Source organism: Flavobacterium plurextorum (assembly GCF_024638035.1).
Classification (GTDB): domain Bacteria; phylum Bacteroidota; class Bacteroidia; order Flavobacteriales; family Flavobacteriaceae; genus Flavobacterium; species Flavobacterium plurextorum.
The window spans coordinates 3,933,799-3,959,526 of the sequence record NZ_CP100442.1; the positions used below are offsets into that span (position 1 = coordinate 3,933,799).

Below are 25,728 nucleotides of genomic sequence, written 5' to 3' on the forward strand. Positions count from 1 at the left end.
TTTTGCTTCATAGCTGATATGTCAAATAATTACGAAATTCGTTTAATTCTAATTTACCACTAATAAAACACTCGAATTCAACACTTTACTAAAAATAACTATATCAAACTCTAAGGCGTATTATTCTTTGGCGGAAAAAAGAAATGCGAAGGCTTGCTTAAAAAATATCTAAAAATTGCACGTGCCACTTGTCTCAGTTCTAAAAGAGGAATGTTTCGCGAACGAAATGCAAGACCAAGTGACAAACTAAAACTTACCATAAAATTGACTAAACCGATAATCCCAATCCCCAAAATAGACCAGAAAAACATCCATTCAGTGACATAAAAATCGGCGCCATATAATGCCATTGCAAAATTTCCACTAGCAAAAGTAATATGCCTGATATCGATATTTAATCCGAAGAAAATCCCAATAAAAACAGTACTTCCCATAAAAACACCAAACCAAAAATTGGAAATAATTCCTGCCCATTTTTTCTCATATAACGATGCTAGTTTCTTAGTCCACTTTTTACCTAAACTTAACTTCAACAACGGATGTTCCTGAATACGATAGTAAATATGGTTGTGTTTATCGCGATTAGCAATACTACCGGCAATAATTCCAGATAAAAACAAAAAGACTCCTGCTATAGCGGCGTGAAATATTGCTGCTGAGTAAATAGGATTTAAATCGTAAATTAAAGTCGGCCACTTTTCTTTGGCAATATTGACATGAAATGCTTGATCGATAAGCCAGATTCCAAGTAATGAAACTGGAAAAGCTATCATTACATTCCCAACAAATGCTATAAATTGTGAACGAAATACTCGCGCAAAGAATACGGCAAATTCTTTATACTTATAGTTTTTCTTGTCTTGCGATTTATGCTTAAATCCTTCTTGTAAAGCTCTAACTAATGCTGAAGCTGTCATTGCAGGTTGTTTCGTAGCAAGTGTAAAACCAAGAATATATATAATGATGAATCCTATAGAATAATTCATGCTGTATAGAAAAATATGCCCAAATCCACTGGTATGAACTTTTCCAAGCAAGAGTTTGATGATACAAAGTATTCCAACTATAAAACCTCCTCCGGCCGCTGAGTAAAACATTTTATAGTATTCCTTACGATCATTGGTAATATAATGTTCGCCAGTATTGGCAGTATGCTGTGTTATTTCGTATGATAAAAGCTGGGTGCTTTCATTGACTAGTTTCTGAATATTGTTTTTATCGCAATTGTATTTAATAAGTTTATACGAAAGTGAAATCGTATTTCTTTTAGCCTCTTCATTATTACCTTGTATTAAAAGCGGCAACAATGCTTTTAAACGCTGAAGCTGCTGGCGGATTCGTAAAAGGCTTTGATTAACATGTAATGAAATTCCAAATTTACTACTGTTTTTAAATGCGGTTTCTATATAATCTACGCACTGTTTGTGCAGAATAATTAATTGTTTGTAGCCTAAATCATCTTCATTAATTGATTTTTCAGAAGATTCGATTATTCTTTCATTCATTAGCAATAATTCTCGCTGAAAAGCGATAAATGGACTTTCGAGATTTTCATATTCTGGAACCATGCGTATTACATCTGTTTCCATTGCAGAACCGCAAATTCTGTAGGTAAGAACTTCCATTGCAAAAATAAGCTCGTTAAACGATGAGTTATCTTCATCGGTTTCGTAAATAGGACGAAACTGCAACAATGAAAAAAGCTCGAATATTTGCTCTTGCGGTATTTTTTTAATCCATATTGGATCGGTATTGACAAAGAATATCTGATTTAAGATAAATTGTAATGTATCTTTTTCAGGCTGTTCGGGAATTAACTTTGCGAAAATCCTTTTTCGGACTTCAAAAAAGAAATTAGCATCTTGAAGAATTCCTGCATCTGAAAGAATTTTATTGAACTTCTTTTTTTCTAAATGAGCGTTGATGCAAACCATCAATCCTTCACGATAATTTTGATTCTCTTGCAGAAGATTAATTAATTCTGATAAATCAACTAAAGCATCTGTTTTTGGGTTTTTAGGACGAATTAAATTTACTAATTCTACTAGCAGCTCTATATTTTCTATTTTAGATTTCCATAACTGTTCATTATTAAAGTTTTTTTCGAAAAAGTATTTCAATGTCATTTTAGGTTTTCTCCTCAATTTCATTCTATCAAGTTTAATTATTGCTGTTTTTACAAATAAACACATTCTTTTTATTAAAAAAGGTCAAATTAGTATTGAATTAAGGCATTTAAATCAATTCTTGATTACATACTCTGTAGAAAAGAATTTTACTTATAAAAAAACTGTCCAAAAATAATCTAGACAGTTTTTAACTTGCTGTTCTAAATAGCTGGTTTATTCAAAAAAATCTAATTTATTTGTTGGAACCTCCGGATTTAAAGTAACCCCGTATTTTATGGCGAGGTAGCTTTCGACTCTATATTTTTCTGGTGTAGTAAGGTTTGTGTTGTAAGCAATTACTTCTGCGATACTTCCTCCCATTGTTTGTGCAGGATACGCACCTGCACCTCCCAAATTTATGATGCCAGGTGCACCTGTGGCTGTAACCCTTGCTCCAACTGAGGCTATTCTTCCATCAAAATAAAAAGTCGCATTATTAGTAGCTGCAACCGTAATTACTCCTGTATTAATTGTTGCCTTGGTTCCAATAGCCCTATCTCCTAAATCAACAAAGGCTCCGGCATAAAATCTAGATATATTATTATACGGTCCCATCAACCAATTGTTACTGCCCTGTACAGCTCTTCGAGGAGTTACTGTAGTACTTGTACTGTTATAAACCACAAAAAAACTATAAGGCCTACTGGTTATAGAAGCTGTAGTAGTCATAGCATCATCAGCTAAATCGAAATTTAAAGCAGGGTTGCCATTAAAAAACTCAGAACTTGCGGTAAAACTGGGCTGTTTAGAAACAGTATTCTGTACTGCATTAAAACCGCCGCCACTTTGATCCTGCCAGGTGGTTACGGTACTGCCGTTTGTGATTACTCCGGCATCGGCCTTAAGCCATAGTCTTAGATTCGCATTTATCCCACCCGGAGCTTGTGCATACAATATCTCTTGAGATACAAAAAATGTAAAAAAAATAATGATACAGTTTAAGTACTTATTTCTCATATTTAATGAATAAGTTAAAAATAATACTTGATCCTATCTAATGTTGCTAGTACAACTAGACTTAAAAAATTATTATAAAAAAAGTTATGAGTAAGGCATAACTAGATTGTAAATAAAAAAAAACATCCCTTCGTTGCGAGTTGCAAAAAACCGAGAAATTATTACTGCTATGTATAGATTTGGCTTTTTTTGTGCAGTAATAACTCTATAAAATTACAAATATTTTTTTTTATTTACATAAAAAATAAACCGCAATACACTGTATTGCAATACATTAATTTACAATTACTAAATATTAATGCTTTTTTTAGAATTCTTTGTAATTCTGACAAGTAAAAGAAACACGATTTTATAAATTAGCCCAAATGAATACACTATTGTCTAAAAACTTTGATAGACGTTCAAATTATAAAAATCACTTTCTATGACTATACTTTCATATTTATTCTAGTTGAAATAAAATCTAAATGATTATAAATTTATCCTTTTCAAAGGCATTTCGGCATTAAAATGTAATGTCGTAACATCTTTAAAAGCGTTACCTTCTGCATTCAATTCACCATAACCCTCAAGAAGTTGGTCTCCTTTTATTTTAAAAGCAACTTCTCTTACTGATTCAACTCCTTCAGAACTAAAAACATAATAACCTAATAAAATACCATTCTCTAAATGTCCTGTAAAAGTGCCTGAGTTTTTATCTTTATTCCACAAAGAATAAATTAGTTTTCCTTTTATTACCTTTTCGACACTAGTAATTTCTAATGAAATAAAATTATGGTTATCATTAAAAATATAGCAGCCGGTTGTTAGAGGAATTTTATTTTTTACTTGTTTAGATTCCTTTGTAACAGGATTTAAACTTGATTTATCATGATGTACATCTTTGCATTTTATGCTTACAACATATGCAAATACCAACAAAAGCAGCTTTTTCATTTTATATTTTTTTTAAACTAATTTACGACTAGGCATAATTTTCTAAGCTAATCGCACCATTCCTTTTTTAATCTTTATCTAGCTTTATGTTACTCTTTAAAAATAATTTTAAAACAGCTGCCATGTCCTACTTTGCTGTTTACTTCTAATTTTCCGTTCATGGCATCAATTTGGTTTTTTACCATATGTAACCCTAAACCAGAGCTGTGATCTGCAGCATGAAATGTTTTGAAAATATCAAATAATACGCCGCCATATTTCTTTAAATCTATTCCCAATCCGTTATCTGTCACAGTGAATACTTTTTTCTGATTTTCGATAAAAAAATCAAATTTCACTATTGGCGCTCTTTCCGGCGAGGCATATTTTATTGCATTGGTAGTTAAATTCAATAAAACACTTTCTAAATAAGCAGGGTTAAAAATAACCTGAGATCCAATAGCTACATTATTGATAATGGTTACACTCTTTTCGTTTATCTGCGGTGCTATTACGACTAAAATCTTTTTTAAGAACTCACTTAAATCTAAAGATTTTACATTAATACTTGTATTATTTTGAATGCTCACTACCTCTGATAAATGTGCTATTGTATCGTTAAGATCATTAGAAACAATTCGAATATTCTCGAGGGTTTCTAAGGGGTTGCTATCTTTTATCAAATCATGAACATCGAGCAGCAATTTTATATTACCTATGTGAGATTTTAAATTATGAGAAACGATATGGGTAAAATTTAATAACAGTTTGTTTTGCTCATCATAATGCTTTATTGTTTTTTCTAATTCTAATTCTTTTCCGGTTTGAAAATAAACGTCAGTATAAACTCCGGTTACCCGTAACGGTTTACCATCTTTGTCTCTCGCAATTACCTGAGCTTTGTCTATAATCCATTTATAATTTCCGCTATTCGTCAATACTCTGTAGCAATGCTCGTAAATACTGACTTCTGCGTCAAAACATCTTAGAATAAAAGCCGAGTACATTTCAAGATCATCAGGATGAACTAATTTATACCACATATCCCAATCGTCAATTATATCATCTGATTCTAACTCAATAATTTTTAATGACTCAGCAGAAAAAAAAACTGTATTCGTTATTATATCCCAATGCCAAACCCCCATGCCAAAACTTTGTAAGCTCATTTCAAAATTATTATTAGCAATTTTATTTCTCAAAAGGTTTCTTTATCAAATTTTTCATATATGAATCTACAAGCCAAAGACTCAAACTACAGTCTGAATCCAGCCCTTTATTCGATAGCTCCTTTAAACTATTTTGCTCTTTTTTAAGAATAGTTTTTTTTTGAGTCATAAAATAGGAGTCAGTTATTTTATGAAATAGTTTTATTAGAAAAATCTTAATCATATTTACACTTTAGACACCTTAATTTTAAATATTCTTTTTATGTCTATTTTTTACGAAGCATTGGTAATGTAAAATTTTAACTCGTCCCGTATTTCTGATTTTAATTTGGTAGCATCAAACAAAAGAAGATCATCTACCATTTCTAATCTTGATTTTATGTCTTTATTAAAAGCGCAAACAATCAATGGAATACCTCTTTGAAAAATTCGCATAAGATCATATAATTCTTTTTCTGAATTAATGACAAACAGCATAATGGAATAATGGCTAATTACATTGTCGAATTTTTTAAAATTTTTGTAGACATCAAATGCAAAATCTTTTTTTAACTCGTACTTTAAAAACCTAGAAAAACAATGCTGGCTATCATATACGAGTACTTTTTTCTTTTTCATATCTAATTCAATTTGCATTTTTATTCAAGAGAAGCCTGCTCATTCTTTTCTCAGTCCTAAAAAGAATGAGCGTATCTTTTACCAATAAATGACTTATAGTTAACTTATTACCAATTTTTACATTGCTATAATGATAAACTGACTTCTTCTGTTTTGTTGGTGTTCTTGTTCAGAACATGCTACACCATCGCTGCATTTGTTTATTAATTGACTTTCTCCGTATCCTTTGGCTTGCAATCTATCTTTATCAATACCGGATTTGATCATAAAATCCATTGTAGATTGTGCTCTTTTTTGTGATAATACTAGATTATATGCTTTAGAAGCCCGGCTATCTGTATGCGAAGCAACCTCAATTTTCATATTAGGATATTGTTTCATTACCTCGACTACTTTGCTAATATCTAAAGCTGCATCTGGACGAATATCTGATTTGTCTAAATCGAAATAAATCATTTCAATTGCAAAAACTTTGGCTAAATCAGTTCCGATTGTAATTTTTTCAAGATTTTTTTCTATACCGATATTTACCTCCGTTTTTCCTTCTTCGAATGGTAATGTTACTTTTTCTTCAGTAGTTAAATAATCTTCTTTAATAACTCGTATGTAATATACTTTTCCGCATTCGGTCTTATCGTAGGTAAAACTTCCTTTGTCATTGGTCAAAAACTCTTTTATAACATTCATTTGCTCATCAAGCAATATAACTTTGGCTCCAGCCAAAAGAGATTGTGTTTTTTTGTCTGTAACAGTTCCTGCTATCAGTTGTTCGCAAGACAATTTTTTGGTTTCTGTAAATCCATAAATATCATCATAGCCTTTTCCTCCTTCGCGATTAGACGAGAAATAACCTTTTTGACTAGCAGTATTAATTACAAAGGCAAAATCATCCATTGAGCTGTTTATTGGAGTTCCTACATTAGAAACTTTTCCAAAACTTCCGTTTGCATTCATTTTAGATACAAAAACATCTAAACCACCTAATCCCGGATGTCCGTTTGAAGAAAAATAAAGTTCATTCTCTGCCGATATAAACGGAAAAGTTTCTTTGCCCTCAGTATTTATCGTGTTTCCAAGATTTTCTGGAATTCCAAAAAGATCATTGTTATAAATTGTTACTTTATAAATATCAGAATCTCCAAGAGTTCCTGGTCTGTTAGATGCAAAGTATAATATTTTTTCGTCAGCACTCAACGCCGGATGTGCCGTACTGAAATCATCGCTATTAAAAGGAAGTTCTATTATATTGGTCCATTTACCATTTATAAGGGTTGCTTTGTATATTTTTAACAAATTTTTGCCTTCAGAATCTTTTCCTTTTCTGCCTTCATTATAATTGTTGCGGGTAAAATACATTGTTTTGCCATCTTTGGTAAAAACCGGAGTAGCTTCATTGTATTTAGAATCAACAATATTCGAAAGAGGTTGTGTTTTTTCTAACGTACCATTTGCGCCTATTTTTGCTGTGTATAAAGCTGAAAAAGCCTGATTTGTCCATTTTTGAATGCTTTTTGAAATCCCTCTTTGTTCACGAGTACTTGCAAATACAATTTTATCCTCTAAAAACGATGTCCCATAATCTGATAGTTCAGAATTTATATCAAGTGTTTCTATATTATAACGTCCTGAATTTTGAAGAATTACAGCATAATAATCTTTGTTGGCTTCATACAATTTAGCTCTCGAATCATTACCGTTTACTCTATTAAATGCATTCAGCATTTTATCTGCATTATCATAATCCTCAATTGACTTCAGCGTTTGTGAATAACGATAATAATATTCCGGATCAACAGTTTGATTGAGCAAAAAAAGTGCTTTGTACCATTTATTTGCCTGTGGTAATTGCCCATTAAAATAATAAGCGTTTCCTAGTTTTTGAAACAAATCGACTGATTTATAGCCTTTTTGAGCTACGTTTTCATAGATCTTAATAGCATCAATATAAGCGAATTGTTCATATTCTTTTTCGGCTTTTTTAATTTGACTATTTTGAGCGTGACTTTCTAATCCTAAACCTAAAATTAGGATACTTAGTAGTATTTTTGATTTCATTATAAATATCGTTTAGAAGAATCTTGGTGAAACAATCTTATCAAATTTCTTAAACAACTCAAATCGTAGAAAAATTTCATGTGATCCTGAATTGTAGTTGGCTAATTTTGTGGTTTCTGCATCATAGGCATATCCTATAAATAAGCCGTCGCTTACTTGAAAACCAACTAATGCACTTAAAGCCGCACTCCAACGATAGGCAACTCCCGCTGTAAATTTTTCGTTAAACAAAAAGTTAGCAGATAAATCGACTTGTAATGGTGCTCCTTCGGTCATTTTTACTAATGCTGATGGTTTGAACTTTAGATTATAATCTAAGTCGAAAACGTGTCCTGCCATGAAGTAATAATGAATTTTCTCTTTGGCAACATAAGTAGACATACCACTATAATGACTAGTTTCTAGTAATGCCGGCACCGAAAGTCCTACATAAGTATTGTCTGAGTATAAGTAAACCCCTGCTCCAACGTTTGGTGAAAACTTATTATCTATATTTTGCTGATATCTCGGATCTGAAGGATCATAGATATCTAATTTGGTATAATCTACGTTTATTAAATTCGCACTTCCTTTTACTCCAAAAGCTAATTTATATTGGTACGAAACATCGATCGTATACGAGATATCTGCTGCCAAAGTTGTATCGTCTGATGGCCCAATTCGATCATTAACTAACGAAAGTCCTAAACCTACTCTCGAATTTTCTATAGGCGTATGCATAGAAAGTGTTCCTGTTTTTGGTGCTCCTTCGAGCCCGACCCATTGTGTACGATAGAGTCCAAAAATACTCATAACGTCTCGAGAACCTGCATATGCCGGGTTTATAACCGTTGGGTTGTACATATACTGTGTGTATTGCGCATCTTGTTGTGCACTCATATAATTGCTAGTGAGTACAATAATTATCAATAACCCTATTTTTTTAATATTCATTTTAATTATTTTTTTAAAGAATAAATCGAAGTGTTTCTAATTTACAGAGTTGGTTTAACTCTTATACATTGCAAAGCACTACTGATAAACTCAAATTTTTAATTATCTTGATTTATATATAGATAGCCCGTTTTATCTTTGACCTTGGTATCTGTTTTATATTTTAAAATATAGAAGTAAGTTCCGGTTGGTAAACCTGCGCCTCTATTTACCGTTGCGCGCCCATCTGAGATTCCTCTAAAAACACGATCTGTTTCATTATATCCGTCAGTACGATAAACCAAAACTCCCCAACGATTATAAATTTCAACACTATTGTCAGGATATTTATTGATACCCTTAATAAAGAAAAAATCATTTTTACCATCGTCATTTGGTGATATCGCATTATAAACAATCAAATCATCTTTCTCTTCCGGAACTTTAGTAACTCTTGCCAAGGTAAAAATGCCATAGCCTGAAACTTGTGCCGTAACCATTGTTTGCGCTGCATCTGTAACACCGCCCTCAGAAATCCATTTTCCTGAAGGAACATCCCATCGTACTATTTGTATTTCTGTATCCTTACTATCCTCATAGATGTAAGAAGGTGTAGTGTCCGGATTTAAAGTAAGAGAAAGCACAATACTAGTAAGTCCTTTATCTTTTGTGATCTCCCAATATTCTTTATTATCGATTAATTGAATATTATCTTCTTTACTGCTATGCGCATAAGCGGGATCTGAATTTTGAAAAAAGTAATGTGATGTATAAGCATCCTGACCATTATCTGAATTGGCATGAATAGATGGGCGATAATATTGTGCATCTCCTACAGGATATTCAAATGATGCTGTTCCTATTTTTGTTACTCTTCCATCAACAAAACTGTTGTTACTTACATTGGTATGCACTGCGTTACTTTCGAAAATTACCCGACCGTTATAGCTATCAGCATCGATAATACCTTTTTGAAAATCAGCATTCCCAGAAACAGAAATATCTGTTGCTAATAAAAAAGGAACGGATTTATATTTGTTATTAAAAACAACATTTTTAAAACGGGAATAAACAATAAGTGAAGGGATATCTCCGTCGATAATTTGTTCTTCGTTTCCTGTAAAATATGTTGTTCCTTGTTGTGAGGTGGTAAAATCTACTTTACCATCATTCGTTAAATGATTAAAAAGATGTACTTGCCCATCGTTGATGAATTCTCCCGTAGAAGTATTTTTAAAATCAAAATATACAGAAACCAAAGTTCCTGGTTCAACTTTTATCTGATCCGGATTTAATAGTTGTGCTTGTAGACTCCATGAAGGATAACTAGCCAGAATACCCAGAATCGTCATTTTTTTTATAAATGGAAATTTATTTTTCATAAAAATTCAGTTTACTGCTTTACGCAGATTAGAAATAAATAAATCTTAAAATGTCTTTTTAAAATTTAATCACTAATATTTTATAATACAAAGAGACAAATTTCAGCAGCCCGAATACGTCAAATAAACAGCAGATTAAGACATGTTTTTTCAATAAAAAACAAGTGAAAGCAATCAATTCGTTTAAAAATTGATCATTGCACTTGTAATATAATTTAGGAAAAAGGAGTACAGTCTTTACTAAAGACTGTACTCCATAATAATAATTATTTTTTTGCTGCAATTTCTTGTACCAATTTCTTAAGAGCTTCTAATTCATTTTGCTGCTCTTTTTGATTTTGTTTCAGTAACAAGATTTCGTTTTGCTGCTCTTTTACAGCCTCTACCAATACTGGAATAATTGTAGTATAAGAAACTGAATAGTAACCTTTGTCATCAATCGTAACTGCTTCTGGCAATACTTTCTCAATATCCTGAGCAATTACACCTAATTGATGTTTTTGATCAAAACTCATATTTTTAAACTCATCAGCTCTCCAGTTATAACCTACTCCTTCTATCTTCATTATTTTATCTAATGCATTTGTGATTGGTGCAATATCTTTTTTAAATCTTCTGTCTGATGATTGCGACCAAGTAGTTGTTCCTCCTGCAGCACCATTAACATAAAATCTATAAGAAGCGTTTGCATCACCCTGATTAATTGCCAAACTACTATTTGTTCTATTATAAACAAATACCCTATTTTGAAACATATTAGCACCTGTTACATGAGATAATTCGAAAATATCGTTTCCTCTTCCGTTAAGTGATGCTCCTAAAATCCATCTGTCATTTGATGCATTTCTTATAAAATTAAGTTCTATAGGATTATCATAATTTCCTGTCGAAAGTCCGTTATTAATATGCATGGTATTTCCTCTGATAACACCAACAACATCTAGTTTTTGCCCTGGATCCAGTTTACCAATACCTACGTTACCATTTGTGATAATAGACATACGTTTTTGATTATTCGTCCAGAAATCTAAACCATATTGATTTCCGTTAGTTGTACTAACTCTATTAGAAGTAATTCCTTCTCCACTAGTAGTAGTTCCAAAATATAAACCTGTTCTGGTTGTTCCGTCTCCTACATTTTCACCATCTATTTGTATAGATTTAGAAATTACCGCATTACCTACAACACTTAATTCTTTACCTGGATTATTAGTTCCAATACCAATTCTACCCATTTGATAAATATTTTCTGTATTAGAAGTAGCACTGTTTGTTGTACCAGCCACTCTCCAAGGTTCTGCACCAATTGATGCAGGCATCCAGCTAGTTCCAGCCCAAGTCAAAACTTGGAATGCTGTAGGAGCTACTGTACTTATTGGTCGACCTTGTAACTGATTTGCATTCCATAAATTTGTTGTATTTAATGCAGATATTACACGATTTGTATTGTCTACTGCTATACCTGTACCAGCTGTATATACTGGCGCTGGGTTTCCGGCAGGACCTGTTGCTCCTGTTGCTCCAACATCACCTTTATCTCCTTTTGGACCTGCTGCACCAGTGTTTCCTGTTACCCCTATTGGACCTTGCGCTCCAGTTGCTCCTCTTGCTCCGGCAGCACCAGTTGCTCCAGCATCTCCTTTAGGACCTGCAACTCCAGCTAAACCTTGTGGTCCTGTCGCTCCAGCGTCTCCTTTATCTCCTTTTGTTCCAGCAGTACCAGTTACTCCTGTTAATCCTATCGGACCTTGAGCTCCAGTTGCTCCTCTTGCTCCGGCAGCACCAGTTGCTCCAGCATCTCCTTTATCTCCTTTTGTTCCAGCAGTACCAGTTGCTCCTGTTAATCCTATCGAACCTTGAGCTCCTGCATCTCCTTTAGGACCTGCAACTCCAGCTAAACCTTGTGGTCCTGTTGCTCCTGCATCTCCTTTATCTCCCTTTGTTCCAGCAGTACCAGTTGCTCCTGTTAATCCTATTGGACCTTGAGCTCCTGCATCTCCTTTTGGGCCTGCAACTCCAGCTAAACCTTGTGGTCCTGTTGCTCCAACGTCTCCTTTATCTCCTTTTGTTCCAGCAGTACCAGTTGCTCCTGTTAATCCTATCGGACCTTGAACTCCTGCATCTCCTTTAGGACCTGCAACTCCAGCTAAACCTTGTGGTCCTGTTGCTCCTGCATCTCCTTTATCTCCCTTTGTTCCAGCAGTACCAGTTGCTCCTGTTAATCCTATTGGACCTTGAGCTCCTGCATCTCCTTTTGGGCCTGCAACTCCAGCTAAACCTTGTGGTCCTGTTGCTCCAACGTCTCCTTTATCTCCTTTTGTTCCAGCAGTACCAGTTGCTCCTGTTAATCCTATCGGACCTTGAACTCCTGCATCTCCTTTAGGACCTGCAACTCCAGCTAAACCTTGCGGTCCTGTTGCTCCAACGTCTCCTTTATCTCCTTTTGTTCCAGCAGCACCAGTTGCTCCTGTCAATCCTATCGGACCTTGATCTCCTGCATCTCCTTTTGGACCTGCAACTCCAGCTAAACCTTGCGGTCCTGTTGCTCCAGCGTCTCCTTTATCTCCTTTTGCTCCAGCAGTACCAGTTGCTCCTGTTAATCCTATCGGACCTTGAGCTCCTGCATCTCCTTTAGGACCTGCAACTCCAGCTAAACCTTGTGGTCCTGTCGCTCCAGCATCTCCTTTATCTCCTTTATCTCCTTTTGTTCCAGCAACACCAGTTGCTCCTGTTAATCCTATAGGACCTTAAGCTCCTGCATCTCCTTTTGGACCTGCAACTCCAGCTAAACCTTGCGGTCCTGTTGCTCCAACGTCTCCTTTATCTCCTTTTGTTCCAGCAGTACCAGTTGCTCCTGTTAATCCTATCGGTCCTTGAGCTCCAGCATCTCCTTTTGGACCTGCAACTCCAGCTAAACCTTGCGGTCCTGTTGCTCCATCTTTTCCGTCAACTCCATCTTTACCATCAGTTCCATTTGTTCCGGCAACACCTTGTAATCCTTGAGGACCAGCTGCTCCGTCTTTTCCATCAGCTCCGTCTTTTCCATCAGCTCCGTTTGTTCCGTTTGTTCCTGCTGTACCTTGTGGACCAGTTAAACCAACTAATTGTTCTGGAGTAAAATCTTCATACTTAAAATCTTTTCCGTCTGCTCCGTTTGTTCCGTTTGTTCCTGCTGTACCTTGTGGACCAGTTAAACCAACTAATTGTTCTGGAGTAAAATCTTCATACTTAAAATCTTTTCCGTCTGCTCCGTTTGTTCCAGCAACACCTTGTAATCCTTGTGGACCAGCTGCACCGTCAACTCCGTTTGCTCCGTCTTTTCCATCAGCTCCGTTTGTTCCTGCTGAACCTTGTGGACCAGTTAAACCAACTAATTGTTCTGGAGTAAAATCTTCATATTTAAAATCTTTTCCGTCTGCTCCGTTTGTTCCGTTTGTTCCAGCAACACCTTGTGATCCTTGTGGACCAGCTGCACCGTCAACTCCGTCTTTTCCATCAGTTCCGTTTGTTCCTGCTGAACCTTGTGGTCCAGTTAAACCAACTAATTGCTCTGGAGTGAAATCTTCATATTTAAAATCTTTTCCGTCAGCTCCGTTTGTTCCAGCAACACCTTGCGATCCTTGAGGACCAGTTGCTCCGTCAACTCCATTTGCTCCATCTTTTCCATCAGCTCCGTTTGTTCCTGCTGAACCTTGTGGACCAGTTAAACCAACTAATTGTTCTGGAGTAAAATCTTCATACTTAAAATCTTTTCCGTCTGCTCCGTTTGTTCCGGCAACACCTTGTAATCCTTGTGGACCAACTGCTCCGTCAACTCCGTTTGCTCCGTCTTTTCCATCAGCTCCGTTTGTTCCTGCTGAACCTTGTGGGCCAGTTAAACCAACTAATTGTTCTGGAGTAAAATCTTCATATTTAAAATCTTTTCCGTTTGTTCCGGCAACACCTTGTAATCCTTGTGGACCAGCTGCTCCGTCAACTCCATTTGCTCCATCTTTTCCATCAGCTCCGTTTGTTCCTGCTGAACCTTGTGGACCAGTTAAACCAACTAATTGTTCTGGAGTAAAATCTTCATATTTAAAATCTTTTCCGTTTGTTCCAGCAACACCTTGTAATCCTTGTGGACCAACTCCTCCGTCAACTCCGTTTGCTCCGTCTTTTCCATCAGCTCCGTTTGTTCCTGCTGAACCTTGTGGTCCACTTAAACCAACTAATTGTTCTGGAGTAAAATCTTCATATTTAAAATCTTTTCCGTCTGCTCCGTTTGTTCCTGCTGAACCTTGTGGACCAGTTAAACCAACTAATTGCTCTGGAGTGAAATCTTCATATTTAAAATCTTTTCCGTCTGCTCCGTTTGTTCCAGCAACACCTTGTAATCCTTGTGGACCAACTGCTCCGTCAACTCCATTTGCTCCGTCTTTTCCATCAGCTCCATTTGTTCCTGTTGAACCTTGTGGACCAGTTAAACCAACTAATTGTTCTGGAGTGAAATCTTCATATTTAAAATCTTTTCCATCTGCTCCGTTTGTTCCAGCAACACCTTGTGATCCTTGTGGACCAGCTGCGCCGTCAACTCCATTTGCTCCGTCTTTTCCATCAGCTCCATTTGTTCCGTTTGTTCCTGCTGAACCTTGTGGACCAGTTAAACCAGCTAATTGTTCTGGAGTAAAATCTTCATATTTAAAATCTTTTCCGTCTGTTCCGTTTGTTCCAGCAACACCTTGTGATCCTTGAGGACCAGCTGCTCCGTCAACTCCATTTGCTCCATTTGTTCCGTTTGTTCCTGCTGAACCTTGTGGACCAGTTAAACCAACTAATTGTTCTGGAGTAAAATCTTCATATTTAAAATCTTTTCCGTCTACTCCGTTTGTTCCAGCAACACCTTGTAATCCTTGTGGACCAGCTGCACCGTCAACTCCGTTTGCTCCATCTTTTCCATCAGTTCCATTTGTACCTGCTGAACCTTGTGGACCAGTTAAACCAACTAATTGTTCTGGAGTGAAATCTTCATACTTAAAATCTTTTCCGTCTGCTCCGTTTGTTCCAGCAACACCTTGTGATCCTTGTGGACCAGCTGCTCCGTCAACTCCGTTTGCTCCGTCAACTCCATTTGCTCCGTTTGTTCCTGCTGAACCTTGTGGACCAGTTAAACCAACTAATTGTTCTGGAGTGAAATCTTCATATTTAAAATCTTTTCCGTCTGCTCCGTTTGTTCCAGCAACACCTTGCGATCCTTGAGGTCCATTGATTTTTGTCCAAGTACCATCAGCATTTTGAACATAAACATCTCCTGTCGAATTATCAGTATATACGTTAACTCCTTCTCCAGGATATCCTTGCGATCCTCTTTTTCCAGGAGCACCGTTTCCTCCGGCCAATCCAACTTGTCCGTTTTTTCCGTTTTCTCCGTTGATTTTTGTCCAAGTACCATCAGCATTCTGAACGTAAACATCTCCTGTCGAATTATCAGTATATATGTTCACGCCTTCTCCAGGATATCCTTGGGATCCTCGATCTCCAGGAGCTCCAGCTCCGGCAGCAGTTCCTACTTGACCATCTTTTCCATTAATTGGTGTCCAGGTTCCGTCAGAATTCTGAACATAAACAATCCCTGTTACTATATCAGTATAAATATTAATGTCTTTTCCGGGAGCGCCAGGAGTTCCTGCAACGCCTGGTGCACCAGATCCTGCTGCGGTTCCTACCTGACCATCTTTTCCATCAATACCGTCTTTTCCGTTTTCTCCATTGATTTTTGTCCAAGTACCATCAGCATTTTGAACGTAAACATCTCCTGTTGAATTATCAGTATATATGTTAACTCCTTCTCCAGGGTATCCTTGCGATCCTTTATCCCCAGGAGCACCGTTTCCTCCGGCTAATCCTACTTGTCCGTTTTTTCCGTTTTCTCCATTGATTTTTGTCCAAGTGCCATCGGCATTTTGAACGTAAACATCTCCTGTTGAATTATCAGTATATATGTTCACTCCTTCTCCAGGATATCCTTGGGATCCTCGAGCTCCAGGAGCTCCAGCTCCAGCAGCAGTTCCTACTTGACCATCTTTTCCTGGTAATCCTTGAGGTCCTGTTAAACCTTCTAAAGTAATTTCATGAGATTTTTCATTCTCATCTTTATAGGTCAAAACCTGTGTTGATGAATTATACACTAATGATGTTAATGTTTGATATGATTTTACATCTTTAGCAACTTCAACAGTCGTTATTTTACCGTCTTCACTAGAATAAGTATAAGTACCGTTTCCGTTGTTTACCAATGTTGTAACCGTTTCCTGAAAATTACCTATTTCATCTTTACTAATAATTCTTACCCATTTTACCCCATTCCAGTAGTAAAAACCAGGTGTAACATCATTAATCGATTGAGTATTATACACCAATAAACTAACTGCCGCTGTACCTACAACAGGTGCCTGAGATGAAATTTGTGTAAGTTTTATACGTGGTATTAATATACCTTTGTTTGTAGCTGTAACATCCAATTGAGAGGATTGTTCCGGGGTTAAGGTTCCTACTCCAACCTGACCATAAGATACTGTCGAGAAAAACAGCAACCCTACGAGTCCCATAAAAGTATTCTTCATTTGCATGGCTTTAATCTTTAAATTAATAAATGAACTTTTTGTTATGCTTTCAAAATTTAAATTTTACCTCAATTAATGCTCTCCTTATAATTGAAAACCAATAAGATGTTTATAGGATAATTTGTTTCTGAGAAATAACATAATTATTACAGGACAAAGGAAGATATTCCAATAGCCTGTAAACGTCAAAAAAACACCACTTTAAGACACAATTAAGCCTTATAGTGATTTTTGAGCAACGAAAAAGACATTTAAGACCATTAAAATGATAATTATTTAAAATTTTAACAACATAATCATTTAATACTTAAATTACATTGCGCAGACCAAGAAATTTGTATTTTAAGGGCTTGATAATTGAAAATATTTATTTTCTATAAAGGAGACAGTGAAGATCAAAAACTTACAAATAACAAAACTAAACCTACAAAACCAACTAAAATAAACTATTTTATAATAAATAGTAAAGTGTTTTGGTTCTAATTTTAAAAAGCCAAAATTGAAATTAAGAGTTACAAACAAAAACTTTCCTCGCTCAAAAAAAGAACTTAAAATGCTCTTTTATAGATTATATAAATGAGAACGATTCACACCAATTACTATATCAAAAAAAAAGTTGCCAAAGAAAAACTTTCTGTGGCAACGCTATAAAAAAATTGTATCAATTATTCGACAAAACAATACATCTCTTTAACTTCTTTTAGAAGCAAAAAATCTACTATTTTTTGTCAATGTAAGTTCTCTTTCTTTTTGAAAGTAAATATCTGTATGAGTTCCCGCAACTCTAATGGCTTTTCCTTTAGCATCACGTTCAACGACTTTTCCTCGCGTCATTATCCATTTATATCTTCCGGTAGAAGTTAAAACTCTGTGTTGATTCTCAAAATAAGGTGTTTTTCCGTCTAGATGATTATCAATCGCAGCATAGTATTTTTCAAGATCCTCGGGATGCAAGGCTCTGTCCCAAAGTTCTAAATTATCAAACATATCATTAGAATCTAATCCGAGTAATCTTAATGACTCTGAAGAATAAAAAACTACATTACTAGGTATGTCCCAATCCCAAATTCCAGCAGCCGAAGCTTCTAAGGCAATCCGACTGCGCTGATCGTAAATCTTAGATTTGCTTTCTTCGTCTCTTAAATTAGTTATAAAAGGGTCATTCAGTCTAAAAGACAAACTGCGATTAGTCTCTATTGTAGTATTTAAAGATCCGTTATTATCACTTATTCTTTTTTGTGGTAATAAACTTTTTATTGCTGCACTAATTTTTTCTAAATTTAATTCCATTGTTATTCTTATTTAACGAATTACTGTTTTAAAAAATAATATTCAAACAGAACCTAGATACATTCTGCCTTACATTTTAATCTCTTTTATAATACTTCGAAAACCAAATAAGCTTTTCAACTACATTAGTATTTCAATACAAAGAAAAGTATAGCTTTAGATAAGTTACGCCTAATAAACAATACATTAAGACATTATTGAATTCTTTATTCATTGCTTAATAATATAAAATTACAGAGGTCTTAAATAGAAAAAACCTAATCACTAAATTTGATTTTAGCCATTAGGTTTTATTGATTTCTCCAAAAATCTCAAGAACAATAATAGTAACTCTTTTAATTCATAATTGTATGCAGTTTATAAGGCATTTAATTTGACTAACAAAAGTTCTTGTACTATTAATAATTTGAGCTTATAAAATCCTCTGCTGGTTTTCTTCCAAATTGCTGAAAGTATACTCCCGAAAACAGGCTTGGTTTTGTATAACTTAATTCTCTGGATACATCTGATAATTTTACAAAACTCTCGCTTTTAAGAAGTTCATTAGCCAAAATCATTTTTTCTCTCAAAAAGAAGTTCTTTGGCGTACTTACAAACATCTTTTTAAACAAAAACTTGAATTTTGTAACCGACATTCCTGATATCTCAGCCAAAAACGACACGCCTGGAAATACACCAAATAAATTGTTCATCAAATAATCTTTAGCCAAATTTAAAGCTTCGGACTCTTTATCAGATATATGATGCAGCATTGGGGTAAGGTTAGAATATCTATCAATAAATTTTGCTAATAATCTTAAACTTACTCCTTTTAAATAAATTTCGAATGCGGGATCTAAAAACGATTTGTTTTTTATGGCATGCATGATCACCTTGCTTTTACTATCGATATGATCATAAAAAAACAACGTGTTCTTGTCGCTCTTTATTTTACGTTTCGCAGGGTTTTCTGTATCAGATTTGGCAATCGATGTGCTTAATAATTCCTTACTTACCATTAATCGCATGGCAAAAACACGATCGCCAATAACGGGTATAAAAACATTTTCTAAAGCATTATCAAAAACGCCTAATCCAAGATTGGCCTTATAACCTATCTTATGTTCTATGCCCTCAACGTAAATTAAATTCATTTCGTCACTAAAATCATAATGTATAATAAACAAATTATTATCTGATTTAAGTCTCCTTAAATGTATCTCTTGATTAAATGTTACATCTAATAGTACAACTGAAAGTCCAGGCGTTATAGTTGTAAAGAAAAATCCTCCATCAGCCAATTCTTTTGGTACCACCAATAGTTTTTCATTAATTAATTCTACTTTAAACTGTTCTGCAAGTGCCTTTAACCAATCTGAGGATAAAGAATAAGTGTGGGTAATTTCAATCATCATTCTAAATGTTTAATTAAGACTTTTGAAAATATTTCAAGAATCTTAGGTCCCATTGTAAATGGGATCTATTTTTAAAAATTAAATTATGAGAAGGCAGGACAATGCATAATGCCATACCTTTATGAAATAATTAGAAAGAAAAAAAGAGGAATTACGAATAGAAAATGATTTGTTATTGATGGAAATAACAGTTATTCATTTGAAATTTTATCAAAATTATGAGAGAGCATAATAGTTTTGATAAAAAGTTCTATAACACAATTGTAGCAAATACTAAAAAAGATATTTCGACCTTAAATTTTACTAAATAATTATGCCGCAAATAGACATAATATTTTAGTCCAAATACGTCATATAAATACCAGAATAAGACATTTTAAGAATTTGTAATCAATAATGGACACTTGTAATACTGATTGAATAAACTTTGAAGCGATTGTAATAAAAAATGCAGTAGTAGAATTTGTAGATAAAATGGAATTGGTATTTTTAAAATTCTGATTTTAAAAAATCTTCATAGGGTTTTCTTCCAAATTGCTGGGAATATGATAATGAAAATTTACTTACTTTGGTGTAGTTTAATTTGCGGGCAATCTCTGATATCTCGGTAAAATTTTCGCTTTTAAGCAGCTCATTGGCTAAAATCATTTTTTGTCGTATAAAAAAATGATTTGGAGTTGTGATAAACATCTTTCTAAACAGAGATTTATATTTTGTAACTGACATTCCCGCCATTTCTGCCAGCATATCTACTCCCGGAAATCCGTCAACTAAATTATCTAATAGATAATCCTTTGTAAGATCTAAGGCTGTTACTTCTTTTTCAGGGATATGATGCAACATTTGCGCAAGATTCGAATATCTGTTGATAAACTTTGCCAGCAGCCTTAAACTAACTCCTTGCAAATAGATTTCGAATGCAGGATCTAAAAAGGTTTTGTTTTTTATAGCATGCATAATAAGCTTGCTTTTACTATCGATATGATCGTAAAAAAACAGCGTGTTTTTATCACTTCTTATTTTACGTTTATTATGATCTTTTACATTTCTATTGGCAATCGATGCGCTAAGCAAATCTTTACTTACCAGTAAACGCATTGCAAATACGCGTTCTCCCACAACTGGTTCAAAAACGTTTTCGATAGCATTGTCTACAACTCCAAGTCCAAGATTGGCCTTGTATCCTATTTTGTGTTTTATTCCGTCAATATGAATAAGATTTATTTCATCACTAAAATCATAATGTATGATATATAGATCATTATCTGATGAAAGTCTTCTTATACGAATGGGCTTTTTAAATGTTAAATCTAAAAGAACCACTGAAAGTCCGGCTGAAACTTGTGTAAAGAAAAAACCGCCATCAGCCAACTCTGGCATTACTGTTAATTTTCCATCAATTACATCCGCGCCTTCGCCAAGCTGTTCTAAATTTTCATACAGCCATTCAGAAGTTAACGAGTATGTATGACGAACTTCTAGCATTATTCCAGTTGTTTAACAAAGTCTTTAGGTGACATCCCAAAAAATTCTCTGAATTTTGCAGCAAAGTAGGAACTGTTTGTAAAATTTAACCGATCAGAAACCTCTGCAATATTAAGTTGTCGTTCTTGTAAAAGTCGCTTTGCTTCTACAAGTTTATTGTTTAAGAAGAAAGAATTAGGTGTCATTCCAGTAATCTTTTTAAACAATTTTTTATATTTAGAATCTGACATATTTGCTTGTTGTGCCAGAAATTCGATACTTGGAAATAGTTGATTCAAATTTTCTACTAAGTAAGATTGAGATTTTATAATATGAGTCAGATCGTATTCATTAATTTTATCAATTACAAGTTCCTCATAAGTCATTTTTTCTATATATTCGGCTAATAGATTCTGAACCGTTCCTCTTAAATAAAGATCAAACACTGTTCCTCCCACTTCATGATTGCGCAAATTCGTTAAAAGATTATAACTATCATTGCTCATTCTGGTAAACTTAACAATGGTATTTAATTCTGGATTTAGAATTTCATCAGCATGTTCTTTTAATGAGGGATTATCCTGAAAATATTCTTTTATAAGATCCTTTTTTATAAAAATACAAACAGCAAAAGTTTTGCTTCCTTCCTTAACAATATAATCTGAATGCAAAGTACTGTCCAAAATTGCCAGGTTGTAATTCCATCTTCCAATAGGATTCGAAACATCATCAGATTGTACTACAGCTTCTCCTTCAGTAAGGTTATAATAAAGACCTACAAAATCATCTGTTTTATTTTCTTGTCTTAAATGAATTTCTGAATTATAAACAACATCTACATAAAGAACCGAAATACCAATTCCTAAATCTAAAACATATCTGTTTCCAGTATGAATATGATCCGGTACTATAATAAAATTACCTTCAACCCTTCCTTCAAATCCTAAAGCAAATGGTTCTACCCAATCTAATTCTACTCCGTAGTGGTGTGTAATTTTTCTCATTCTATAATTGACATATTTTGGTACTACTTTTTTTACTAACAAAAATATATATATTTTTATTTACTTTTTTAATCTGTCAATTATTTCAGATAAAATTTAGTAGAATTTTTATGTTTTTTAGAATAAAAACTAAATTATTACAACGAAAAATGCTCTTGATAAGGATTTTAGGTGTTCCTTTCTTAGAAAATAATATCTTGTTTCGGATTATAAAGCATGGCTGTACACAAACAGTTTTTTCGCTCTTTATTCATTAAAATAGAGCAATTAACACAAGATTTACAATTCTCCCAAAAAGCTTCATCAGTGGTTAATTCAGAATATGTGACGGGTTCAAAACCAAGTTCATGATTCATTTTCATTACTGCAAGTCCAGTAGTCAGACTGAATACTTTTGCTTTGGGATATTTTTGACGACTGAGCCAGAAAATTTTCTGTTTAATTTTTTTTGCAAGTCCTGTATGTCTGAATTGCGGCGCTACAATTAATCCTGAGTTAGAAACATATTCACCATTGTTCCAAGCAGAAATAAACGAAAAACCAGCCCAAGTTCCATCTGATGCAAAAGCAATAACAGCTTCACCCTTTTTCATTTTTTCCTCAAGTAGTTCTGGAGAACGTCCTGAAATTCCTGTTCCTCGAGCTAAAGCTGATGAAAGTGTAGTATCACAAATTTCATTTAACCAAAATACATGGTTCACATTCGCAATTTCGATTGTAAAATTTGGTGATTCTTCTATACTTTGATTATTGATTGATAAGACTGTTGATACAGAAAGTAAAAAGTCTTTGCCTAAAAAATCTAAAACAGGTTGTCGGGTTTTCATATTTTATTTAGCTTATTGATTTAATTAATAATGCTGCTATAAAATAATATTTCCAAAGCATATACCAATTCTGGCATTTCGCCCCTTTTGAACGTGTTAAAAGCTGTCTTTGTTTATTTTAGCCCCATTAATGAGGTTTTTATAAACGAATGAAAGTCCTATCAAAATGATAAGATTATATCATTTTGATATTGCCGTAAACAAAAAATGATGAGATTTAAAGTCTAATCATTTTTTCCTTTTTTAAGTCGAAAGCAAACTCTTATAATACTTTTCTACATCCTTCCAATGATAATATGGCGCTTTGTCTGTTTGAATAGTTGGAACCAGTATTTCTTTTTCATGCAAAAGAAATTTCACAAGAATATCATCCGATTTTCGTTTCCTGAAAAATACAATTTGTATATTCCCTGCCATTGGTGCAATTTTAAAACTGCTCCAAGCTTCATAAAACTTATTTGAATCTGAAATACTATTATAGCTTCCGTTTAAATGAAGCAGCATTGCTAACGGAATTAAATTACCATCATGAGCAAAACGCAATGTCGCTCCCTTTCCTTTTGATGCAATAATCTTGTTAGCGTTATCAAGAATATTTTTCAGAGTAGGTTTTTGATTTTCAAACATAATACCATTGTTCACAGCTGCATTTGCATCATTTACATACAACCTATAATTGCTTGTCTGCCATAAATCAAACAGTTCTTGTTTTTCGAATAAATCATAAAATGACAACTTTGTTTCGGTATTTTGCATTCCTCCTGCAATCGCAAACAACTTTTTCATGAGATCATCAGGATTCACCTTCTTAAGGATATAATCGCTGTTTGAAAACAAAGAATTTACCAAACGATCTGGTTGGGTATGAGCGGCTTCAAATTTTAAAAAATCTTCTTTCCATGTATCTTTAGCACTTCTAAAAGCAATAGCTTCTTTTGTATGATAGTTTAAATATTGCTGCCATTTGACACCTGCATTTCTAGAGATTTGTAAGTTTGGATTAAACTCTTTTATCCGTTCGCAAAAAGCATCCATGCTTAGTGCAACTCGCAATACTGATGTTGCACTTGCCTCTACTTGAGCCTCTTTTGCAAACACTTTAGGATAATTTACGTACATACGTTCCGCGATGCCTCTTTGTTCTCTTTGTCCTAACGGAGAAAGATCGCCGCCTCTAAATTCGACTTCAGTCCAAAGCTGCTGTAAGCGTTTCAAAGCATCTTTACCTAAATCAGTTAAAGCTCCATTTTTAGCAGCGTCTTCAAATAAATTAATAACGTCTTTATAATCATTATCACTTATTAAATATCGAGAACCATGTCGTCCAAAATGACTAATATAAAATGCTTCATAACCTTTTGGCACCGGCGTAAAAGCTGTAATATCTTTTGCAGGATATGCGTAATGCACGCCAGCAGTTTTCTCGGGAGTATCAAACAATTCCTGCGGAGTTGTCTGCGCAAGAACAAAAGACAAATTAACCAGTGTAAATAATAATGATAAAATAGTTTTTCTCATTTTGATTTAGTTTTGAAAAGTAAATATATTCCAAATACTAGAAACCAACCGCAACTGATTAGGTCATTAAATTATCATTAACAATTTTACAATTGCGGCCTGATAAAATTAAACACTTTCCGTTTTTCGCAATCGCATCCAAACATAACCAAGTGCAAGAAAAACCATCACAGCACTTGCGTACATAAGCATCGGAATTTTTGCAATTACATCCTGATACATCCATCCCGCAATAAGAGCTCCAAGACCAATTCCTGCCTCAAGTGCAATGTACATTGTCGCCATAGCTTTGCCTCGATGATCAGGAAAACTCATATCGACAGTCCAAGCATTAAGAGCTGGTGAAACAATTCCTGTTGAAATTCCGTACATCGCTGCACCTATTAAAAGTCCGCTGATCGATGTTGAAAATCCAACAATGATCAATGATATAATTAAAAAGAAAAGTCCAATTCCTATTAAATGCAAACGCCCGTATTTATCAGATGCTTTCCCTGCTCCAAAACGAATCATTACCGAAGTAATTGTAAAGACCATAAAAAACAAGCCTTTATTGGTTATTCCTAAATGCTGACTCCAATCAGGAATTAATGTCAATATTACTCCATAAGCCATATAAGAAAGAAAAGTTACTATAGCTGCCGGAAGCACTTCTACAGCAATTATGTCTTTTCTAGAAATCCTAAGAATACGCATACTAAAACGCTGTTTGTGTTTCAACGTTTCTTTCATATTCATTAATATTACAATTGACAAAAGTGCAAAAACCGAAGACGCATAGAAAAGCATATTCATAGACGAATATATCTTAATTGTACTCCCAATCGCCGGCCCTAAAGCCATTCCGATAGAAAAACAGAGTCCGTGTAAACCCAAAGCTTCTCCCCAGCGTTCTCTCGGAACAATATCAGCAACATAAGCTGCTGTAGCTGTAGGTTTAAATCCTGTTGAGAATCCGTGAATTAATCGCAAAAATAAAAAGCCGGAAACCGTTCCTAAAACTGGATAAAGAATACCGCAAACAAAACATACAATAGAACCTACTGCCATAACAGGAACTCTTCCTAAAGTATCAGTCAATCGACCGCTGAATGGTCTTGAAATTCCAGCCGTTAATGTAAAAAACGCCACAATTAATCCTTTATACTCTGCTCCGCCCATTTTGCTCAGATATTCTGGAAGTTCAGGAATCAGCATATTGAAACTGGCAGAAAAAAGTAATGAACTTAAACAAACTAATCCAAACTGAAGATTGTATATTGGATGAACGGCTTTAACAGGGGAATTCATGAAGTAATTTTAAAAGTGCAAAGATAGATAAAACTCCTGCTTCAAGCTAATCGATAATTCTTAATTAAAAAGAACAAACACTTATACAAACCAAAATAATCCTAATGTTTTCATAATTTGTCTGTTTCTATAAGGGTTAGAAAACTTCAAAATCCCTATATTTACT

At 34.3% G+C, this 25,728-nt stretch carries 17 protein-coding genes; all 17 read right to left on the reverse strand.

Annotated features, from left to right (window positions below; translation table 11 throughout):
• Positions 1-110: 110 nt before the first annotated feature.
• The 17 genes from NLG42_RS17510 to NLG42_RS17590 all read right to left on the reverse strand — a co-directional run bounded on the left by NLG42_RS17510 (position 111) and on the right by NLG42_RS17590 (position 25,562).
• Positions 111-2,150 (reverse strand): site-specific recombinase, encoded by a 2,040-nt coding sequence (locus NLG42_RS17510; RefSeq protein WP_257681724.1) that lies wholly within the window; start codon positions 2,148-2,150, stop codon positions 111-113.
• Between the two features lie 192 nt (positions 2,151-2,342).
• Positions 2,343-3,125 carry a hypothetical protein gene (locus tag NLG42_RS17515; RefSeq protein ID WP_257681725.1) on the reverse strand — a complete coding sequence of 261 codons (783 nt, stop codon included), beginning with the start codon at positions 3,123-3,125 and terminating at the stop codon, positions 2,343-2,345.
• Between the two features lie 471 nt (positions 3,126-3,596).
• Entirely contained in the window at positions 3,597-4,061 is a 465-nt protein-coding gene (locus NLG42_RS17520; protein WP_257681726.1) for a hypothetical protein, read from the reverse strand.
• Between the two features lie 89 nt (positions 4,062-4,150).
• Positions 4,151-5,209 (reverse strand): PAS domain-containing sensor histidine kinase, encoded by a 1,059-nt coding sequence (locus NLG42_RS17525; RefSeq protein WP_257681727.1) that lies wholly within the window; start codon positions 5,207-5,209, stop codon positions 4,151-4,153.
• A gap of 273 nt (positions 5,210-5,482) precedes the next feature.
• Complete coding sequence (locus NLG42_RS17530; RefSeq protein WP_208861312.1) at positions 5,483-5,827, reverse strand: hypothetical protein; 345 nt, start codon at positions 5,825-5,827, stop codon at positions 5,483-5,485.
• A gap of 117 nt (positions 5,828-5,944) precedes the next feature.
• On the reverse strand, positions 5,945-7,882 hold the full coding sequence (locus tag NLG42_RS17535; protein WP_257681728.1) for an OmpA family protein: 1,938 nt from the start codon (positions 7,880-7,882) through the stop codon (positions 5,945-5,947).
• A 12-nt stretch (positions 7,883-7,894) separates the two neighbouring features.
• The gene (locus tag NLG42_RS17540) at positions 7,895-8,815 is read right to left on the reverse strand and encodes a PorP/SprF family type IX secretion system membrane protein (protein ID WP_099718399.1); all 921 of its coding nucleotides are present in this window, start codon (positions 8,813-8,815) and stop codon (positions 7,895-7,897) included.
• Between the two features lie 98 nt (positions 8,816-8,913).
• Positions 8,914-10,176, reverse strand: coding sequence for a gliding motility-associated C-terminal domain-containing protein (locus NLG42_RS17545; RefSeq protein ID WP_099718401.1), 1,263 nt, complete (start codon positions 10,174-10,176; stop codon positions 8,914-8,916).
• A gap of 266 nt (positions 10,177-10,442) precedes the next feature.
• Positions 10,443-12,650: a tail fiber domain-containing protein gene (locus tag NLG42_RS17550; protein ID WP_257681729.1), complete on the reverse strand. Its 2,208-nt coding sequence runs from the start codon at positions 12,648-12,650 to the stop codon at positions 10,443-10,445.
• 273 nt (positions 12,651-12,923) lie between these two features.
• A complete protein-coding gene (locus tag NLG42_RS24450; RefSeq protein ID WP_264522520.1) occupies positions 12,924-16,775 on the reverse strand; it encodes a collagen-like domain-containing protein in 3,852 nt (1,283 codons plus the stop codon).
• 690 nt (positions 16,776-17,465) lie between these two features.
• The gene (locus NLG42_RS17560) at positions 17,466-18,065 is read right to left on the reverse strand and encodes a PAS domain-containing protein (RefSeq protein WP_257681730.1); all 600 of its coding nucleotides are present in this window, start codon (positions 18,063-18,065) and stop codon (positions 17,466-17,468) included.
• A 398-nt stretch (positions 18,066-18,463) separates the two neighbouring features.
• Entirely contained in the window at positions 18,464-19,459 is a 996-nt protein-coding gene (locus tag NLG42_RS17565) for a hypothetical protein (protein ID WP_099718407.1), read from the reverse strand.
• Positions 19,460-19,948: 489 nt separating this feature from the next.
• Positions 19,949-20,944: a helix-turn-helix domain-containing protein gene (locus NLG42_RS17570; protein ID WP_099718409.1), complete on the reverse strand. Its 996-nt coding sequence runs from the start codon at positions 20,942-20,944 to the stop codon at positions 19,949-19,951.
• The gene (locus tag NLG42_RS17575; protein ID WP_099718411.1) at positions 20,944-21,927 is read right to left on the reverse strand and encodes a helix-turn-helix transcriptional regulator; all 984 of its coding nucleotides are present in this window, start codon (positions 21,925-21,927) and stop codon (positions 20,944-20,946) included. Before NLG42_RS17575 ends, NLG42_RS17570 begins: the two co-directional genes overlap by 1 nt.
• 182 nt (positions 21,928-22,109) lie before the next feature.
• Positions 22,110-22,754, reverse strand: a complete 645-nt coding sequence (locus NLG42_RS17580) for a GNAT family N-acetyltransferase (RefSeq protein WP_233206975.1) — start codon at positions 22,752-22,754, stop codon at positions 22,110-22,112.
• A gap of 243 nt (positions 22,755-22,997) precedes the next feature.
• Positions 22,998-24,272, reverse strand: a complete 1,275-nt coding sequence (locus NLG42_RS17585; protein ID WP_099718413.1) for a histidine-type phosphatase — start codon at positions 24,270-24,272, stop codon at positions 22,998-23,000.
• Positions 24,273-24,380: 108 nt separating this feature from the next.
• Entirely contained in the window at positions 24,381-25,562 is a 1,182-nt protein-coding gene (locus tag NLG42_RS17590) for an MFS transporter (protein WP_099718415.1), read from the reverse strand.
• Positions 25,563-25,728: the final 166 nt, after the last annotated feature.

Coding starts and splice junctions, on each gene's coding strand:
- NLG42_RS17510 (WP_257681724.1), bottom strand. CDS start 2,150: ATGAAATTGAGGAGAAAACCTAAAATGACATTGAAATACTTTTTCGAA.
- NLG42_RS17515 (WP_257681725.1), bottom strand. CDS start 3,125: ATGAGAAATAAGTACTTAAACTGTATCATTATTTTTTTTACATTTTTT.
- NLG42_RS17520 (WP_257681726.1), bottom strand. CDS start 4,061: ATGAAAAAGCTGCTTTTGTTGGTATTTGCATATGTTGTAAGCATAAAA.
- NLG42_RS17525 (WP_257681727.1), bottom strand. CDS start 5,209: ATGAGCTTACAAAGTTTTGGCATGGGGGTTTGGCATTGGGATATAATA.
- NLG42_RS17530 (WP_208861312.1), bottom strand. CDS start 5,827: ATGAAAAAGAAAAAAGTACTCGTATATGATAGCCAGCATTGTTTTTCT.
- NLG42_RS17535 (WP_257681728.1), bottom strand. CDS start 7,882: ATGAAATCAAAAATACTACTAAGTATCCTAATTTTAGGTTTAGGATTA.
- NLG42_RS17540 (WP_099718399.1), bottom strand. CDS start 8,815: ATGAATATTAAAAAAATAGGGTTATTGATAATTATTGTACTCACTAGC.
- NLG42_RS17545 (WP_099718401.1), bottom strand. CDS start 10,176: ATGAAAAATAAATTTCCATTTATAAAAAAAATGACGATTCTGGGTATT.
- NLG42_RS24450 (WP_264522520.1), bottom strand. CDS start 16,775: ATGAAGAATACTTTTATGGGACTCGTAGGGTTGCTGTTTTTCTCGACA.
- NLG42_RS17560 (WP_257681730.1), bottom strand. CDS start 18,065: ATGGAATTAAATTTAGAAAAAATTAGTGCAGCAATAAAAAGTTTATTA.
- NLG42_RS17565 (WP_099718407.1), bottom strand. CDS start 19,459: ATGATGATTGAAATTACCCACACTTATTCTTTATCCTCAGATTGGTTA.
- NLG42_RS17570 (WP_099718409.1), bottom strand. CDS start 20,944: ATGCTAGAAGTTCGTCATACATACTCGTTAACTTCTGAATGGCTGTAT.
- NLG42_RS17575 (WP_099718411.1), bottom strand. CDS start 21,927: ATGAGAAAAATTACACACCACTACGGAGTAGAATTAGATTGGGTAGAA.
- NLG42_RS17580 (WP_233206975.1), bottom strand. CDS start 22,754: ATGAAAACCCGACAACCTGTTTTAGATTTTTTAGGCAAAGACTTTTTA.
- NLG42_RS17585 (WP_099718413.1), bottom strand. CDS start 24,272: ATGAGAAAAACTATTTTATCATTATTATTTACACTGGTTAATTTGTCT.
- NLG42_RS17590 (WP_099718415.1), bottom strand. CDS start 25,562: ATGAATTCCCCTGTTAAAGCCGTTCATCCAATATACAATCTTCAGTTT.